General features: G+C 57.3%; 18 protein-coding genes and 1 tRNA gene. 13 read left to right on the top strand and 6 right to left on the bottom strand.

Annotated elements, in window-relative coordinates; genetic code table 11:
- The first annotated feature begins 124 nt into the window (after positions 1-124).
- The 5 genes from FHW16_RS25655 (at position 125) to FHW16_RS25635 (ending at position 3,256) form a co-directional block, all read left to right on the top strand.
- On the top strand, positions 125-286 hold the full coding sequence (locus FHW16_RS25655) for a histidine kinase (protein ID WP_182552113.1): 162 nt from the start codon (positions 125-127) through the stop codon (positions 284-286).
- A gap of 4 nt (positions 287-290) precedes the next feature.
- Positions 291-1,217, top strand: a complete 927-nt coding sequence (gene xerD, locus FHW16_RS25650; protein ID WP_182552112.1) for a site-specific tyrosine recombinase XerD — start codon at positions 291-293, stop codon at positions 1,215-1,217.
- Positions 1,218-1,268: 51 nt separating this feature from the next.
- The gene (locus FHW16_RS25645; protein ID WP_182552111.1) at positions 1,269-1,799 is read left to right on the top strand and encodes a hypothetical protein; all 531 of its coding nucleotides are present in this window, start codon (positions 1,269-1,271) and stop codon (positions 1,797-1,799) included.
- A gap of 203 nt (positions 1,800-2,002) precedes the next feature.
- Positions 2,003-2,956, top strand: coding sequence for an acetyl-CoA carboxylase carboxyltransferase subunit alpha (locus FHW16_RS25640; protein WP_182552189.1), 954 nt, complete (start codon positions 2,003-2,005; stop codon positions 2,954-2,956).
- A 223-nt stretch (positions 2,957-3,179) separates the two neighbouring features.
- Positions 3,180-3,256 (top strand) — tRNA-Arg (locus FHW16_RS25635).
- Between the two features lie 108 nt (positions 3,257-3,364).
- Here FHW16_RS25635 and FHW16_RS29125 read toward each other — a convergent pair.
- Positions 3,365-3,493, bottom strand: coding sequence for a hypothetical protein (locus tag FHW16_RS29125; RefSeq protein WP_281410139.1), 129 nt, complete (start codon positions 3,491-3,493; stop codon positions 3,365-3,367).
- 358 nt (positions 3,494-3,851) lie between these two features.
- Here FHW16_RS29125 and FHW16_RS25630 point away from each other — a divergent pair, with 358 nt between their 5' ends.
- The 3 genes from FHW16_RS25630 to FHW16_RS25620 all read left to right on the top strand — a co-directional run bounded on the left by FHW16_RS25630 (position 3,852) and on the right by FHW16_RS25620 (position 6,388).
- Entirely contained in the window at positions 3,852-4,241 is a 390-nt protein-coding gene (locus FHW16_RS25630; RefSeq protein ID WP_182552110.1) for a low affinity iron permease family protein, read from the top strand.
- A 191-nt stretch (positions 4,242-4,432) separates the two neighbouring features.
- Complete coding sequence (locus FHW16_RS25625; RefSeq protein WP_091879951.1) at positions 4,433-4,582, top strand: DUF1127 domain-containing protein; 150 nt, start codon at positions 4,433-4,435, stop codon at positions 4,580-4,582.
- 240 nt (positions 4,583-4,822) lie between these two features.
- The gene (locus tag FHW16_RS25620; protein ID WP_182552109.1) at positions 4,823-6,388 is read left to right on the top strand and encodes a VOC family protein; all 1,566 of its coding nucleotides are present in this window, start codon (positions 4,823-4,825) and stop codon (positions 6,386-6,388) included.
- Positions 6,389-6,435: 47 nt separating this feature from the next.
- Here the strand turns inward: FHW16_RS25620 and FHW16_RS25615 are convergent, their stop codons facing one another.
- Complete coding sequence (locus tag FHW16_RS25615; protein ID WP_182552108.1) at positions 6,436-7,389, bottom strand: ring-cleaving dioxygenase; 954 nt, start codon at positions 7,387-7,389, stop codon at positions 6,436-6,438.
- A 167-nt stretch (positions 7,390-7,556) separates the two neighbouring features.
- On the opposite strand from FHW16_RS25615, the gene FHW16_RS25610 reads away from it, so the two are divergent.
- Together FHW16_RS25610 and FHW16_RS25605 are read left to right on the top strand one after the other, a co-directional pair.
- Positions 7,557-8,498, top strand: a complete 942-nt coding sequence (locus FHW16_RS25610; protein WP_182552107.1) for a LysR family transcriptional regulator — start codon at positions 7,557-7,559, stop codon at positions 8,496-8,498.
- Positions 8,499-8,703: 205 nt separating this feature from the next.
- Positions 8,704-8,979 (top strand): HU family DNA-binding protein, encoded by a 276-nt coding sequence (locus tag FHW16_RS25605; protein WP_091880272.1) that lies wholly within the window; start codon positions 8,704-8,706, stop codon positions 8,977-8,979.
- A gap of 34 nt (positions 8,980-9,013) precedes the next feature.
- Here the strand turns inward: FHW16_RS25605 and FHW16_RS25600 are convergent, their stop codons facing one another.
- Both FHW16_RS25600 and FHW16_RS25595 read right to left on the bottom strand, forming a co-directional pair.
- On the bottom strand, positions 9,014-9,556 hold the full coding sequence (locus FHW16_RS25600) for a GNAT family N-acetyltransferase (RefSeq protein WP_182552106.1): 543 nt from the start codon (positions 9,554-9,556) through the stop codon (positions 9,014-9,016).
- On the bottom strand, positions 9,549-10,001 hold the full coding sequence (locus FHW16_RS25595) for an SRPBCC family protein (RefSeq protein ID WP_182552105.1): 453 nt from the start codon (positions 9,999-10,001) through the stop codon (positions 9,549-9,551). Before FHW16_RS25595 ends, FHW16_RS25600 begins: the two co-directional genes overlap by 8 nt.
- 320 nt (positions 10,002-10,321) lie before the next feature.
- On the opposite strand from FHW16_RS25595, the gene FHW16_RS25590 reads away from it, so the two are divergent.
- Complete coding sequence (locus FHW16_RS25590) at positions 10,322-11,599, top strand: L,D-transpeptidase family protein (RefSeq protein WP_182552104.1); 1,278 nt, start codon at positions 10,322-10,324, stop codon at positions 11,597-11,599.
- A gap of 33 nt (positions 11,600-11,632) precedes the next feature.
- Complete coding sequence (locus FHW16_RS25585) at positions 11,633-11,857, top strand: sulfurtransferase TusA family protein (RefSeq protein ID WP_182552103.1); 225 nt, start codon at positions 11,633-11,635, stop codon at positions 11,855-11,857.
- A 266-nt stretch (positions 11,858-12,123) separates the two neighbouring features.
- Here the strand turns inward: FHW16_RS25585 and FHW16_RS25580 are convergent, their stop codons facing one another.
- Both FHW16_RS25580 and FHW16_RS25575 read right to left on the bottom strand, forming a co-directional pair.
- The gene (locus tag FHW16_RS25580) at positions 12,124-13,311 is read right to left on the bottom strand and encodes a CobW family GTP-binding protein (RefSeq protein ID WP_182552188.1); all 1,188 of its coding nucleotides are present in this window, start codon (positions 13,309-13,311) and stop codon (positions 12,124-12,126) included.
- A gap of 33 nt (positions 13,312-13,344) precedes the next feature.
- The gene (locus tag FHW16_RS25575; RefSeq protein WP_182552102.1) at positions 13,345-14,460 is read right to left on the bottom strand and encodes a D-alanyl-D-alanine carboxypeptidase family protein; all 1,116 of its coding nucleotides are present in this window, start codon (positions 14,458-14,460) and stop codon (positions 13,345-13,347) included.
- Between the two features lie 179 nt (positions 14,461-14,639).
- Here FHW16_RS25575 and FHW16_RS25570 point away from each other — a divergent pair, with 179 nt between their 5' ends.
- Positions 14,640-15,809 (top strand): M20 aminoacylase family protein, encoded by a 1,170-nt coding sequence (locus tag FHW16_RS25570; RefSeq protein ID WP_182552101.1) that lies wholly within the window; start codon positions 14,640-14,642, stop codon positions 15,807-15,809.
- Positions 15,810-15,836: the final 27 nt, after the last annotated feature.

Genomic DNA, 15,836 nt, shown 5'->3' with positions numbered 1-15,836 from the left:
TGCGTTTCGACAGGAAAACCGGGCTTTCGTCAAGCAAAGTCCTCCCGTCAGACCTTCATCAATTCATAAGAGTTTCCGTTGCAAGATTATGGAACACGAAAAGCAAGCTTGCAAAGTCGATTTGATGCCAACACTGACCCGATTGATCATCACCCTCGCGGTTCTCGCCGGGCTCGTCTATGCGGGGATGCTGGCGCTCGTGACGTTTGTACACCCAACGCAAACGGATCTCACCATTCGCATTCCAACCGAAAAGCTCAATCCCAAACCGGTCAATCCAAAGTGAAGCCATGCGCGCAGCAGCAGCGATAGAGACGTTTCTTGAGATGATGAGCGCCGAACGCGGCGCGGCCCAGAATACGCTCGATTCCTATCGCCGCGATCTGGAAGATGCGGCAACATTCTCCAGCGCCACCGGGGTACAGCTGACCTTGGCGGAGCCCGGAACAATCCGCGCCTATCTCAATGATATAGCCGGTCGCGGCTATGCGTCCACCTCGCAGGCACGGCGGCTGTCCGCCCTGCGCCAGTTCTTCCGCTTCCTCTATACGGAAAATATCCGCGCTGACGATCCGACGGGTACGCTGGATGCGCCCAAGAAGGACCGTTCGCTGCCAAAAATTCTCAGCGAGGCGGATGTCGAGAAGCTGCTGGGGCGTGCTGAACTGGAAACTCTCGACACGACGACACCTGCAGGCGACCATCTGAGAGCCTTGCGCCTGCACGCGCTGCTCGAAATTCTCTATGCAACGGGCTTGCGCGTTTCCGAACTGGTCGGATTGCCTGTCACGATCGCCCGTTCCGATCACCGCTTTCTGATGGTGCGCGGCAAAGGGTCGAAAGACCGCATGGTGCCTCTTTCGGGCAAGGCACGTGAAGCCATGACCAAATATCTCGCGGTGCGCGATGCTTTGCCAAATCTTGCCGACAATCCCTGGCTTTTCCCCGCGATTTCCGAAAGCGGTTTCCTGGCCCGGCAGGTCTTTGCGCGCGAACTCAAGGGCCTTGCCGCCCGTGCCGGACTTGTTACTTCGGCAATTTCTCCCCACGTGTTACGGCATGCCTTCGCCAGCCATCTCCTACAGAATGGCGCGGACCTGCGTGCGGTACAACAATTGCTGGGCCACTCGGATATTTCCACGACCCAGATTTATACCCATGTCATGGAGGAGCGGCTGCACCGCCTTGTCACGGAGCACCACCCTCTGGCAGACTGAACCCTTCCCCCCGCAAAACAGGCGGGACCATAGACCTTGGCGGGAAATTCTATGTGGCGGCTGTTGAAAAAGCTGTTTTCGGGACCGGAGCCATCGCCTGTCGAGACGGACAGCGAAGTGATCCGCTTTGACGAAAAAGGCTTCATGCGAACCAGCCAGTTGATCCGCTCCATGGGATGGCGGGAACACTGGAACTGGGACGAGATCGATGGCCTTGGCTTCTCTTTCAAACAGGCCATGTTTCCGGACCCGTGGTTCGGCGACTACATGGAGAGCGAGTGGTTCATCATCGTCGAAAACGACAATGGTCCTGAGCATATCTATTTTGACGCGGACTGGCTGAATATCGACCATCTTCCGCCTGCCCTGTCGCAAAACATGCCTGACCTTGACCCGGACGAGTTGCGCAAGGGCCTTCACAACGCATCCCTCGGTTTTCACCACTATGACGGCGCTGGCCAGTGGATCGGCTGGCAACGACCCAAGCCTGCCAAACGCACAAGATCGGCGAAGAAACCGGATCCGAAACCCAAGACAGCACCGGCCAAACGCCTGAGATCAACCAAGAAGCCAGGCGCTTAGTTGCGCCCGTACCTGTCCCCTGAATGAAAGCACGCCCTTGAACCTCAGCCTTATCCACGGGATTCCACCACACCTTCGCCGGAATTATCTCTATAACTGGCCCCGCGAACGCGCCTTGTCGGCCATGCTTCCTTGACATGAGCGTCCGCAACAGCCAGTTAGGTCGTGAAAAATCCACCGTTTTGCAGGCAGACACGTCGTCCATGTACAACTATCTCGATTTCGAAAAGCCAGTTGCTGATCTCGATGGCAAGATTCTCGAACTGAAGAAGCTTGCGGAAGAAGGCGGTGCGCTCGACACCAATGACGAGATCACTCGTCTGGAAAAACGGTCGGCAGAGGCCTTGCGCGATCTCTATCGCAAGTTGACGCCGTGGCAGAAGGCGCAGATCGCCCGCCATCCGGACCGTCCGCATTGCGTCGACTATATCGCCAAGCTCTTCACGGATTTCACGCCGCTCGCCGGCGACCGCAACTTTGCCGAAGACGAAGCTATCCAGGCGGGTCTTGCCCGTTTCAATGGTCAGGCCGTTGCAGTGATCGGTCAGGAAAAGGGCAATGACACAAAGTCCCGACTGAAGCACAATTTCGGTATGGCCATGCCTGAGGGCTACCGCAAGGCCGTGCGTATCATGGATCTGGCCGACCGGTTCAACCTTCCAGTGATCACGCTCGTGGATACGGCGGGTGCCTTTCCGGGTATTGCCGCGGAAGAACGCGGACAGGCAGAAGCCATTGCCCGTTCGACCGCCGCATCCCTCAATCTGAAAGTACCGATGGTTTCCGTCATCATCGGCGAGGGTGGCTCCGGCGGCGCCATCGCCATTGCCACGGCGAATCGCGTCTACATGCTCGAACATGCGATTTATTCGGTAATCTCACCTGAAGGTGCTGCATCGATTCTCTGGCATGATTCCACCCGCGCCAAGGATGCTGCAACCAACATGCGCATTACAGCTCAGGATTTGTACGAGCTCAAAATCATTGACGGCATTATCCCCGAGCCCATGGGCGGCGCCCACCGCGGCAAGGAAGCCGTGATCGAAGCCACCGGCAATATCATCAACGTTGCCTTGAAATCCATGGCGGCGATGGACGGTGAAGCGCTGAAAAAAGACCGGCGCGACAAATTCCTCGCCATCGGGCGCAACCTTTAAGACATGAACAAAAGCCCGGGCACGTTCCGGGCTTTTTCTTTTCCACCGAAATAGCGCGGCCAACCGCAACAGGAACCTGTATTTCCGGCATTAAGCCGCCGAATAAATCAGGGTGCGACGTTCCCGCAAAAAATTGTTGCAGTTTTTTTGCCAAAGCTGCTTGCAATTCACAGCCCAACCGATTACCAACCGCCCTGCGCAGACGAACGCGCATTTGTGGCACGCGCCCGTAGCTCAGCTGGATAGAGCACCAGACTACGAATCTGGGGGTCAGAGGTTCGAATCCTTTCGGGCGCGCCATTCCTTCCCAAAGCCTCGATATGTTTGTCCAACCCGATTGCACGTGCGGCTATGTCATTCCGGCAGCGCGGATTGATGGCAGCATCGGCACGTAAAAAAGTCCCGCGACTATGCCAGTGAGTGGCAGACTTCACAGATCAGCACCGCAATACCCACCACGACGCCGAAGGCGAGCAAATGCACCCAGACGGGTGTCGTGTAATGGAAATATTGCTTGTCATCATAATCTTCGTGCAAGGCGCCGTGCTCTCGTGGACTTCAGAAGCCTTATCCTGACGGAGACTGCCATGAACAAACAGCAAGACCATGCTCATTGCGCGGCCTTTGGAGAATTCGGATTTGCCAAGTCGGCTTGCAGGACGAAAAGTCTGCCCGTAACGGGAGATCGGCGGCTTCCAATATTGCGTCGTCGGTGACGGGTCGGGCTGGCCTAAACCGCTGTTCTTTCTCTTTGATCTCCAGTCCGGCCGGGGAACGAATATGCAGCCCAGCAGTTAAGGAAAGCCGACGATTGAACCGCGGCAGAGACTTGCCGTGGCCGGGCCATCTGATTCTCGTACACTTCAATTCTCTTCAGGATGCACGAAGGGATGGCATGATGCGAAAACTGTTCACCCAAATCGCCAACAAGGTCGCCCTGTTTGCCGGCAAGCCGCTGACGTTCATCCTCTGTTGTCTGGTTGTTGTCGTCTGGGCGGTGAGCGGACCGATATTCGGCTTTTCCGATACGTGGCAACTCGTCATCAACACCGGTACGACAATCATCACCTTCCTCATGGTGTTTCTCATCCAGAACACACAGAACCGCGACGGCGTGGCCATTCAGGCCAAACTGGATGAGTTGGTACGGGTCTCGAAGGGTGAAAATGTCTTCATCGGCATCGAGCATCTGACCGAGGAGGAAGTGGAAGAATTCCGCAACCGGTGCGAGGCTGCCGCGCGCAAAGCCGATAAGGAACTGGCAGCCCGCAACAAGAAGAAGTAGGCCACGCCTTTAGCGGGCCTATAGGGGGCACAATTGACGTGATTCCACCTGCCCCAATTTAGCCATCCACTCCTCACTTCCTGCAAAGCAGCTATGCATTCTTGTCACTGCAAGTTTTGCCGGGCATCGACTATATGCAGCTCACGATCAAGAAATGATCCAACAAACAAGAAGTTACCAAGGTGAGTGAAATGAATCTGATCCGCTCTTACAATAACTGGCGCCGTTATCGTGACACTGTCACAGAACTGAACCGCCTGTCCGCACGTGAACTGAACGACCTCGGCATCTCCCGTGGCGATATCGCCTTCGTTGCCAAGAAGGCCGCAGCTGCGCGCTAATAGAATTTAGAGTTAGCGTTCGGGATGACCTCCTCCCAGGTTCCGAACGTTCAAAGGCCGGCACTCCTCCTCCCAGTCGGCCTTTACAAATAGCACCCACCGCACCTCCTCCCGCGGTGGGTGTTGTTTTTTCAGGCCCCGCCTGATTTTGCTGTGCCTTTTCGCAGCGTTGCACCCCGCCTCCTTTCCCCGTATCAGTCACCCGGTATCAGTCGAACGACGCACCGGCGGAGGAACTTCATGGCAAGCGGCATCCATCACATCACCCTGATCACACGCAACGTTCAGGCGAACGTGGACTTTTATGTCGGCTTTCTCGGCCTTCGCCTTGTCAAGCGTACAGGCGGCTATGAAGATGCGACCCAGCTGCACCTCTTCTACGGTGACGCCGCGGCAACCCCCGGCTCCCTGATCACCTTTCTCGTCTGGGAAGACGGATCACTTGGCCGGGTCGGGTATGGCCAGCCTAGTGAAATCTCGCTTGCCATTACGCCCGAAGCCATCGGCTTCTGGCTGACCCGGGCACTTCAGCACAATGTTGCCACGACCGGCCCCGCACAGGAATTCGGTGAACCGGTCCTGCGCCTGAAAGATCCGGATGGCGTTATCGTCAAACTTGTCGGAACATCGGCGGTGAAGAATGCTGCGCCCTGGACCGGCGATGGCATTTCCGGGGCTGACGCCATCCAACGCATTCGCGGCGCTACCGTCCTCACCGAACAGCCGCAGGCCACCTGCACATTTCTGGAAAGCTATTTCGGTTACAGCGTCGGCGAGCGTACCGACACCATTGTCCGAATGGTTTCAGCGTCGGGCGATTGTGTCGACGTGCGAGATGCCACCGGCTTCTGGAGTTCGGCACCCGGGACGGGAACGATCGATCACATCGCCTTCCGCGCGCCCGACATCGCCCGCATCCAAAAGACATATGACCGCCTGGTCAAGGACGGGTCGGACGCAACAGCTATGCATGACCGCAAGTACTTTTATTCCATCTATGTGCGGGAGCCCGGCGGCACGTTGTTTGAGATGGCAACGGACGGGCCCGGCATGCTGATTGACGAGCCGCCGGAAACGCTCGGCACAAAACTGTTCATTCCGCCGCATTTTGCCGAAGAAACTGAAAACCTCAAGGTGATGCTGCCGCAGTTCGGCCTGCCCGGCGAGGACAGGTTCATCTACCGCGAGCTGCCATTCGTGCATCGTGTCTACACACCCGATCAAGCCGGTGACCTGACTCTTGTGCTTTTGCATGGCTCCGACGGCAATGAGACCATGCTGCTGCCACTTGCCGCCAATGCCGCTGCGCTCGCGACTCTTATTGGCCTGCGCGGCCGCAGCACCGAGGAGGGTATCGGCCGCTGGTTCCGCCGCTTCGGACCGTTGAGCTTTGACCAGCAGGACATCCGCGCGGAAGCCGATGCTCTCGCGGGGTTCATCGAGGGTGCAGTCGAGGCCTACCATCTCGATCTGCAACGTACCGTATTTCTGGGTTATTCCAATGGCGCCAATATGCTGGTTGCAACCATGCTGCTGCATCCAGGCGCAATCAGGAACGCGGTGCTTCTGCGTGCCATGAATGTTCTCGAAGAAACGCCTCGCGTTGATTTGAGCGATGCACGCATTCTGATGGTGAACGGCGAACACGATCTGTTCGGTGCGCAGGCGCCGGATCTGGAAGCGTTGCTGCAGCAATCCGGGGCGGACCTCACCGTTGAGCGTGTTCATGCCGGCCATGAAACCGGCCAGCATGATATTGACGCCGTGCGGCAGTGGATTGCAGCTACTCTTGATCAAGAGGCCTGAAATGCAGGAAGGCCCGGCACTTGAGAGCCGGGCCTTATTCATTCTGGTCAGACCAGAGGCTTCAGGTTGGCCTCGATGGAAGCCCGCTTTCCCTCGAGGAACGGCGGCAAGGACAATCCCTCACCCAGCGTTTCCAGAGGTTCATCCACAGTGAAGCCCGGGCCATCCGTGGCAATCTCGAACAGAATACCATTGGGTTCGCGGAAATAAAGCGAGCGGAAGTAGTAACGCTCGACCTCGCCGCTGGATGGCATGCGGAAGCCTTTCAGCCTTTCTGTCCATTCATGCAGTTGCTGCACATCCGGCGCCCGGAACGCCACGTGATGTACGGCGCCCGCACCTTGACGGGCCACGGGAAGGTCTGGCTGGGCCGCGACATGCAATTCAGCAGCAGGGCCACCCTCACCCATGGAGAAGACGTGGACATGACCCGCACCGTCTGGAGATGGATAGGTGCTGGTCTGCCGCATGTTCATCACATGCAGAAGAATGGCCTCCGTGTTGGTGATGTCAGGCACGCTGATCGTGATCGGACCAAGACCTCTGATCTGGTGTTCGGCTGGAACGGGGCTTTTCTCCCACGGATGCGACGGTGCCGCCCCGCCGTCATTGATCAAACGGAACCGCTGGCCTTCGCCGTCCTCGAAATCGAGCGCGTCACGGCCACCGATTTCGGTGACGTCATCTGACTTGACGCCGAGTTCATCAAAGCGTGCTTTCCACCAGGCGAGGCTGCCCTTGCTGCCAACGCGCAAACCCGTGCGCGAAATACTGTGCGTACCGCGCCGTTCCGGACCGACAGGCCAGTCAAAGAACGTCAGGTCCGTCCCCGGCGTTGCTTCGCCGTCGGCGTAAAAGAGGTGATAGGCACTGGTATCATCCTGATTGACTGTCTTTTTGACGAGCCTCAGGCCAAGGGTCTGGGTATAGAACCGCAGGTTTTCCGGTGCGTTCGCCGTAATGGCGGTCAAATGATGAATACCGGTCAATTGTAAAGACATGGAAGCCTCCTGAACTGGTTGCTTGGCGCTCATGCGCCGTTGGAGTGAATATCTGCGCTCCCGGCTCCTCTATAAAGACAGCTTCGTTGCAACCTATGTTCGATGAAACAGAACAATAACATCTGCAATGCCTTCATTGCCGCCGCATAGTCCGCTATAAGAGAACAATGAAATGGCGTTTTGACGATTTGCTGACTTTTCTGGATGTGATGGAGACCGGCAGCATTACTTTGAGCGCGGCACGGCTCAATCTGTCGAAATCCGTTGTCAGCAAGCGCATCACCGATCTTGAGGCGGCGCTTGGCACGGAACTGTTCCAGCGCTCGCCGCGCAAACTGCTGGCTTCGGACAATGCCCACGCTTTTGTCGAGCGTGTCCGGCCTCTCGTGCGCGAGATCATGGATGCAGCCGACACCGTGGGCGAACGTTACAGCGCCATTCGGGGCACCTTGCGCATTACGGCACCGATGACCTTCGGAACATTTTACCTCAGCCGGATGATCGCGGACTTTGCCCGCCAGTACCCCGAACTTGAAATCGCCGTGGAACTCGATGACCGCATGGTCGACCTCGTGCGCGGCGGCTTCGACGTTGGTATTCGCATCGGCATCCTGAAGGACTCAAGCCTGATCGCGCGCAAACTCTGCACGGACCGGCGCGTCATATGCTGCAGTCCCACCTTTGCGGCAGCGAACGGTTTGCCGAAAGATCTTGAAGACCTGGGGCGCTTTGCCTGCATCGATTACTCGAACGTCAACACCAGTCAACTCTGGCAATTCGAGAACGCCTCTGTACCCAGTGAGCCCGTCTCGGTCGCCATGCACGGACGCATCGTGGCCAACAATGGCGAGGCGATGCGCGACATGGCCATATCAGGACTCGGATTGGTCCTTTTGCCCATGTTCATCGCGGCCGATGCCCTGCGCAACGGAACGCTCATCACAGTCCTGCCCGAAGCCCGGCCGCTGCCTTACCGGATCTACGCGGTCTACCCGCCAACCCGGCACGTATCGGCCAAGGTGCGCGCTTTTATCGACCACCTCGCTCGCCATATCGGCGAGCCGCCGATATGGCAAATGCAGGACACTCTGCGTCCCGCCCAGCCCTGATCAGACAGAATCAGAGAGCGAATCACCTGACGGAATTTGCGGGGCTGATCTGGTCATGATCCCAAAATTCATAGCCGGTTTTGCAAAAAACCCTGTAAACACTGGGTATAAACCCCGAAAATGCGCGCTATTCCTGATGACAGAGGCGGCAACGCGTGCCATACAGACGCCTTCGATCAACGAATATACTGAGGAAACCGCCAACATGAATACGTCCGATCTTATCGAGAAGCTCGTCGCTGATCAGGGTCTTACAAAGGTTCAGTCCAAGGCGATTGTTGATAGCGTTCTTAAGGGCATCACCGATGCCGTCGTCGCTGGCGACGAAGTTTCGCTGCCAGGCTTCGGCAAGTTCAAGGTACAGTCGCGCGCCGCTCGCGAAGGCCGTAACCCTGCAACTGGCGCAACGATCAAGATCGCAGCCTCCAAGAAGGTTGCCTTCCAGCCTGCAAAGGCTCTGAAGGATGCCCTCAACGGCTAATCCCCGTTGGTGCTGATTTCTTGAAAGGCGGTGCTCAGGCGCCGCCTTTTTTATTGTCATTGTTGTTCCGATCGAACCTGAAGAGGATAACGTGGTCCTCATCCTCTTCAAACTCATCAATTGGTCTAAAGCCTGCAGATTCCGATATCCGGATCGCATCGAGGTCATCGGCCTCGTGCGAGATATAGGCAAAATGCTCGCCCGCGAAATGCGGAAAGGCGATCTGGGACAGATATTCCTTCAGCATCAGGGCCCCAAGGCCCCTGCCCGCATATGCTGGCTCACCGATAAAAAGATCGACGCTGATGCCCTGCCTGGATTCGGGTAATTCGTCTTCGTAATCGGCATTCCTGTAGCATTGCAGATAACCGAAAGGCTGTTCGCCGTAATAGGCGATGTGGCAGATATCCGGCGTCTCGCCTGTGAACATCGGGCCATATTCTTCTGCCACTTCGCGCGGTGTTATTGGGTCCGGCTGATAGAACGCACGCACATGCGGCTCCATCAGCCATCTTGCCATCAGGGGCAGATAGGACAGCGATGCCGGGTGGAAGGTGATTGCAGGATTCTCAGTCACGATGATCCACCGCCTGTTGGTTGACAAATTGCTCCAGACTGTCGAGCGCACCGCTCCAGCCCTGTCTATGACGGTCACGCGCCGCTTCATCGTAAAACCGCTCGTGAATCAGTGTGAGCAACGTACCGTCCTCCACCTGTTCCAGCACCAGCGTGACCAGCGATTCCCGATCGGGCAGTGTAATCCAGACCCACGTGAACGCCAGACGCTGCTCGATCAGCACTTCGCAATAAACGCCGCTGACATCATGTTGCTCGCCGTCAGGTGTGACAAAGATCACCCGGAATGTGCCGCCAACGCGCGGATCGGCTTCAGCCTTGAGGGTTTTGGCCCCTGCAGGGCCCCACCAGCGCACGATCATGGCAGGATCGGTCCAGGCCGCCCAGACCAGCCGGGGCGGCGCTTTCAAATGGCGTTTCAGCGTCAAGGAAGGTGCAACAGCCATGCTTTGTCCTCGCCAAAAGGGTATTGAACCACGCACGTGATGTGAGAAACAACGGGTCGACAAGCAACAATTGACGAGCGCAGATGCTTCCTGTCAATGGAGCATTGTGAAACGTCTTTGCGCGAATACGATGGGCTGATTGGGCAAAAACAGTGCATTTCGCCATAAATCCGCCCTGTCTTCATTGCAGGTGACGATTGCGTGATTGAGCAATTTGACTCATTGCGGTAAGGCTTTATCAACTATAACGGATGCAAATAGGGGGTTGTGGACAGCAATCCACACAATTTCGACGAAGCGAACTGGTAACAGCTGCGAAGATGAAAATACCGACACATATCCTTGCCCCGTTATTGCTGACCCTGTTTCTGGCAGGCTGCCAGGGTGCGTCAGTAACAGACCTTGCGCCAAAATCGGAAAAGCAACTGTCCGAAAAACTGGTCAAGCTGATGAAGACCAAGGGCATGAGCATGACTGCGCCGATCATGGTGCGCATCTTCAAGGAAGAGAATGCCCTTGAAGTGTGGAAGCGCAAGGACAACGGCCGCTACGATATCGTCACGAGCTACCAGATCTGCAAATGGTCGGGCAAACTTGGCCCGAAATTCATCGAAGGCGACCGTCAGGCACCGGAAGGTTTCTACGCCGTACGCCCCGGGCAGATGAACCCGAAATCCAGCTATTACCTGTCCTTCAACACAGGCTTCCCCAATGCGCTTGACCGGGCTCTGAACCGCACGGGTGCCAATCTGATGGTGCATGGCGCCTGCTCGTCATCCGGCTGCTATTCGATGACGGATGCGCAGGTTCAGGAAATCTATGCCTTCGCCCGTGACGCGTTCAAGGGCGGTCAGGACTCCATCCAGCTTCAGGCATATCCGTTCCGCATGACCGCAGCCAATATGGCGCGCTACAAGGACGATCCGAATTACGCCTTCTGGAAGAATCTGAAGGAAGGCTACGACCACTTCGAGATCACCAAGGTGCCGCCGAAGGTCGACGTGTGCGAGAAGAAATATGTCTTCAACAACACAACCGATCCGAATGCGCCGATTGCAGCGACCGCGACATGCCCGCCCATGCAGCAGCCGGAAACGCTGAAGATGGCCTATCAGAGCTATCAGACCACATATGAGGCGACATTTTCGTCCATGGTCGGCAAGGGTGGCATCCAGCCGCCGAGCCGCTCGATCCAAGGTCTGAACGAAGCCAAGATCATCGCGGAGTGGAGCGCCCGGCGCGCGCGCGGCGAACGGGTAACCCAGGAACCGCCATCCCTGTCGCCGCAGGACAAGGATGCTGCCCTGAAGCCGCAGGTCATGGTGCGCCTCGCTTCCGCTGTGGCTGCAGACAAGGAGCGCGAAGAACGCGACGTCAGCAAACGGCATCGCATGACGACTGTGGCAGCATTGCCGACCGCTGTACCGGCGGCAACGCCAACGGCCAATCAGGTTGCAACCATCGTACCTGTACCGGTTGCCCAGACCCAGACAACCGCTTCCGTACCGGCGGCGACAGCCGCGCAGGTACAGGACGTGGTAGCTCCAGCAGCCGAGCAGCCGGCAAAGAAGGCATGGTGGAAGATCATTGGCAACTGAGCATGTGGCATTCACTCACTGGGAGTGTCCGGCATGACGGCTGATGTTTATGATCTGCGCGGACTGAACTGCCCGCTACCGGTGCTCAAGACCCGCAAACGTCTGGAAACCATGCCGGAAGGCAGCCGCCTTTGGGTTGCAACCAGCGATCCCCTCGCCGTTATCGACATGCCGAACTTTTGCATGACAGACGGGCACAGGCTCATCGAGACGGTGACCATCGACGGAGGCCACCGCTTCCACATCGAACGCGGTTAATCCATAATTGCAGAGAGACCAATTCGTGGTTCGTGGTTCGACAAGCTCACCATGACGGAGAGGGAAGCTGCAAGGATAATCGCAAAGATTGCGGTCTGAACAGTCTCGCAGAGTATAGCTCCCTGCAACCCTCCATCTCCCTCATGGTGAGCTTGTCGAACCACGGACTCATGGTGGGCTTCCCGAGCTTGTCAAGGAGCGAACCACGCATAGTATGATGCGCAGTATTTGACCGTCTGTTACTGCCCGAATGAGCGGCTTCCCGCCTAGACCTTCAGTCCCGGTATGGCCAATGGATTCTCGAAGAGCGCCGCACGATCCGGCGTATCGACCTTAGGCTCGTTGAGGAACGCGCTGAAAAGCTGGGTAACGTAGCTTTCCGGCAAATCCTTCACGATCATCACCAAGCGGGTCTCCCGCCGCCCCTCAGGCCAGGCAGCAAGCCGCGCCGGCGGATGGAAAATCTGCTGCACGCCGTGAATGACCAGCGGACGCTCCGGATCATCCGCCAGTTGCACGATGCCTTTCACCCGCAGCAATTTCTCGCCATGCGCAGAACGCAGCAGATCGAGAAACATCTCAAAACCGGCCCGCGGCACGGGCGCGTCATGCGTCAGCGAGAACGAGCGTATCGCCGCATCGTGGCGGTTGACATCATGGTGGTGGTGATCATGAGATGCATGATCGTGATCATGATGATGCCCATGATCGTGGTTGTGATGATCGTGGTGGTGGTGATCCGCGTGATGCTCAGCCTCTTCACGTTCATGCTCGCGGTCGCGGTAGGCTTCCGCTTTCAGCCAGCGCTGCACATCGATGGTCTTTGTCTCGGGATTATAAACACCGCATTCGAACAGCGCCGCAAATCCGGTGCGCGCGTCCCCCACATCAATGAGATCAGCGCCGGGATTGAGCGTGGCAAGCCGAGCACGCAGCGCCGGCAGCCCCTGCGCTGCTTCCGGCATGTCGGTCTTGGTCACGACTATACGATCGGCGACCGCAGCCTGCTTGACGGCTTCTTCGTGGGCATCGAGCGTAGCCATGCCATTGACCGCATCAACCGTGGTGATCACACCGTCGACGCGGAATGCCTGCAGCAGAACGGGATGCCCCATGATCGCGTGCAGTACCGGCGCCGGGTCGGCGAGACCCGTTGTCTCAATGATCACGCGCTTCAGTTTCTTCAATTGCCCCGTCTGCAGACGGTCAATCAGATCTGCAAGCGTATCAACCAGTTCACCCCGGACTGTGCAGCACAGGCAGCCATCCGAAAGCTCGATAACGCCTTCACTCGCCGTTTCCACCAGAAGATGATCGATACCTACATCACCAAATTCGTTGATGATCACAGCCGTATCGGCGAGCGCCGGATCTTTCAGCAACCGATTGAGCAAGGTGGTCTTGCCTGACCCCAGAAATCCCGTGAGTACAGAAACCGGAATGGGGGCATGCAGGCCACTCATGATGATATCCTAATCTTGGCTGGGTTAATTCACTGTCTTCGCGGCATTGGCCGCATCGGTGACCGATGCGCGGTCGGGCCGGGGAACCGGAACGGGGATGCGGCTCAAATCCTTGCCTTTGGTCACGATCTTGGAAGGCAGCAGGGCGACGAGTTCCGCCTGCGGTTCGTGATCCATGCGATACATGTAGGGCGAGCCCTGGACGATGTGGCCCTCGACATCCTTGCCGTCCCAGCTGTCGGAGGCCGCAGCCTCCTTGGAACAGACCGTCGGACGCATGTTCACCGCGACATCGCGGGTCGCCGGGCCGTAAGGCTGCAATGCGTCGAGCGTGTTGCCGGTACCGCGTGTTTCAAAACCCTTGGCCAGCAGCTCGGCTGCCTTGGTGGCACGCCCCTGCTGCTTGAGTTCGCCCAGAACAACAGTGATGATGTTCCGGCCATCGCGGGTGGCCGACCCGACAAGATTGAAGCCGGACGGGCAGACAAAGCCGGTTTTCATGCCGTTTGCGCCTTGGAACCGGCCGATCAACGCATTGAAATTGGCCTGGATTTTGTTGCCGGAATCGATGGCTTCAATATCGAAATAATGCATGTACTGCGGAAATTCCCGCCGCATCTGCACGGTCAGGATCGCGAGGTCACGCGCCGTCGTATAGTGATCATCCGAATGAAGACCATTTGGATTGACGAAATGCGAGCCGTACATGCCCAGGCGTTTGGCTTCCTCATTCATCAGAACGGCAAATTTTTCCGACGAGCCACCCAAAGTCTCGCCGACAGCCATGGCGACATCGTTGGCGGATTTGACCATCAGGATCTTCAGCGCATTGTCCAGCGTCAGTTCGGACCCGGCCTTGTAGCCCATTTTACTCGGCGGCTCTTTTGCCGCACGGGCGGTCATCTTGATCGGCGTATCCAGTGTGATCTGCCCTGATTCGATCATGCGGAACGCCACATAGGCCGTCATCAGCTTGGTCAGCGATGCCGGGTACCAGCGCTGGAACGCATCTTCCTGCGACAAAATCTCGCCCGTCCCCACATCCACTGTGATGTTCGGGCCAGCAAGTGCTGCTGTCGACAGGCCTGCAATGGTTGACACCACGCAACCTGAAAGAAAGAGTGCTACAGTTTTCCGCATTCCAGATATCCAGCCTGTCTGTATAAAGAACCAGGGAAATGGCCTTGTGAATTTATTGCCGGGCTTCCCGCCGGGCCGCAATGGCCTTATCTATCCTATGTGGCAGGCAAAAGGCAAAACACCTTTAAACTGTTCACTGAATTGTCAGAAGTAATCAGCACGTTTGGAGTTGAACCAATATGCCCTTGCTCAATCGCGCCATCGAAATGCAGGAAGAAGTCTCACAGTGGCGCCGCCATCTGCATGAGAATCCGGAACTGATGTTCGATGTCCACGAGACCGCAAAATTTGTGGCCGACAAACTGCATGCCTTCGGCGTCGATGAGGTGGTGACCGGCATTGGCCGGACAGGCGTTGTCGGCATTATTCACGGACGGCATGGCGAAGGACAGACGGTTGGATTGCGCTCCGACATGGATGCGCTCCCTTTAAGCGAAATCACCGGCAAGCCCTATGCGTCGAAAAATCCCGGTACGATGCACGCCTGCGGCCACGATGGCCACACTGCCATGCTGCTCGGAGCAGCGCAGTATCTCGCAGAGACGCGCAACTTCAAGGGTTCAGTCGCCGTAATCTTCCAGCCGGCGGAGGAAGGGGGCGGCGGCGGTCGTGAAATGGTCAAGGAGGGCATGATGGAACGCTTCTCCATCTCCGAAGTCTATGGCATGCATAATATTCCCGGCCTGCCCATCGGTCAGTTTGCCATCCGCAAGGGTCCGATCATGGCCGCAACGGACGAATTCAATATCACCATTGAAGGCCGCGGCGGCCATGCAGCCCAGCCGCACCGCACGATCGACCCTGTTGTGATCGGCGCCCAGTTGGTGAACGCCCTGCAGACCATCGTCTCGCGTGGCACGGATCCGCTGGATTCGGTTGTACTTTCCGTCACCAAATTCCACGCGGGCGATGCGCACAATATCATTCCGCAGAAGGCCGAACTTGCCGGCACCGTGCGCACGCTGCGTCCGGAGATGCGCGACTTTGCCGAAAAGCGCTTGCGTGAAGTGGCTGAGGGCGTGGCAACCGCTTTGGGCGCGGTCGCCAAGGTGGATTATGATCGCAATTACCCCGTTACATTCAATCACGATAACGAGACGGAATTTGCCGCCCGCACGGCCCAGAGCGTGGCCGGCAACAATGCGGTCAATCTGGAGGTCGCCCCGATGATGGCGGGGGAAGATTTCTCCTACATGCTCGAAGCGCGGCCGGGCGCATTCATGTTCATCGGAAATGGCGAGAGCGCCTCGCTGCACAATCCGGCCTATGACTTCAATGATGATGTCATTCCCCATGGCATCAGCTATTGGGTGCAGCTGGCCGAAAGCGCCCTGCCCGCCGCGTCCTGACATTTTGCGACTTGGCCCCTCAAGATG

It is taken from the genome of Phyllobacterium myrsinacearum (genome assembly GCF_014138285.1).
GTDB classification, from domain to species: domain Bacteria; phylum Pseudomonadota; class Alphaproteobacteria; order Rhizobiales; family Rhizobiaceae; genus Phyllobacterium; species Phyllobacterium myrsinacearum_A.
Note: the sequence above shows the minus strand (reverse complement) of the source record. Positions and strands in the feature narration are given on the sequence as shown.

Excerpts from the sequence above, each read along its gene's own strand:
- FHW16_RS25655 (WP_182552113.1), top strand. The coding sequence starts at position 125 with ATGCCAACACTGACCCGATTGATCATCACCCTCGCGGTTCTCGCCGGG.
- xerD (WP_182552112.1), top strand. The coding sequence starts at position 291 with ATGCGCGCAGCAGCAGCGATAGAGACGTTTCTTGAGATGATGAGCGCC.
- FHW16_RS25645 (WP_182552111.1), top strand. The coding sequence starts at position 1,269 with ATGTGGCGGCTGTTGAAAAAGCTGTTTTCGGGACCGGAGCCATCGCCT.
- FHW16_RS25640 (WP_182552189.1), top strand. The coding sequence starts at position 2,003 with ATGTACAACTATCTCGATTTCGAAAAGCCAGTTGCTGATCTCGATGGC.
- FHW16_RS25630 (WP_182552110.1), top strand. The coding sequence starts at position 3,852 with ATGATGCGAAAACTGTTCACCCAAATCGCCAACAAGGTCGCCCTGTTT.
- FHW16_RS25625 (WP_091879951.1), top strand. The coding sequence starts at position 4,433 with ATGAATCTGATCCGCTCTTACAATAACTGGCGCCGTTATCGTGACACT.
- FHW16_RS25620 (WP_182552109.1), top strand. The coding sequence starts at position 4,823 with ATGGCAAGCGGCATCCATCACATCACCCTGATCACACGCAACGTTCAG.
- FHW16_RS25615 (WP_182552108.1), bottom strand. The coding sequence starts at position 7,389 with ATGTCTTTACAATTGACCGGTATTCATCATTTGACCGCCATTACGGCG.
- FHW16_RS25610 (WP_182552107.1), top strand. The coding sequence starts at position 7,557 with ATGAAATGGCGTTTTGACGATTTGCTGACTTTTCTGGATGTGATGGAG.
- FHW16_RS25605 (WP_091880272.1), top strand. The coding sequence starts at position 8,704 with ATGAATACGTCCGATCTTATCGAGAAGCTCGTCGCTGATCAGGGTCTT.
- FHW16_RS25595 (WP_182552105.1), bottom strand. The coding sequence starts at position 10,001 with ATGGCTGTTGCACCTTCCTTGACGCTGAAACGCCATTTGAAAGCGCCG.
- FHW16_RS25590 (WP_182552104.1), top strand. The coding sequence starts at position 10,322 with ATGAAAATACCGACACATATCCTTGCCCCGTTATTGCTGACCCTGTTT.
- FHW16_RS25585 (WP_182552103.1), top strand. The coding sequence starts at position 11,633 with ATGACGGCTGATGTTTATGATCTGCGCGGACTGAACTGCCCGCTACCG.
- FHW16_RS25575 (WP_182552102.1), bottom strand. The coding sequence starts at position 14,460 with ATGCGGAAAACTGTAGCACTCTTTCTTTCAGGTTGCGTGGTGTCAACC.
- FHW16_RS25570 (WP_182552101.1), top strand. The coding sequence starts at position 14,640 with ATGCCCTTGCTCAATCGCGCCATCGAAATGCAGGAAGAAGTCTCACAG.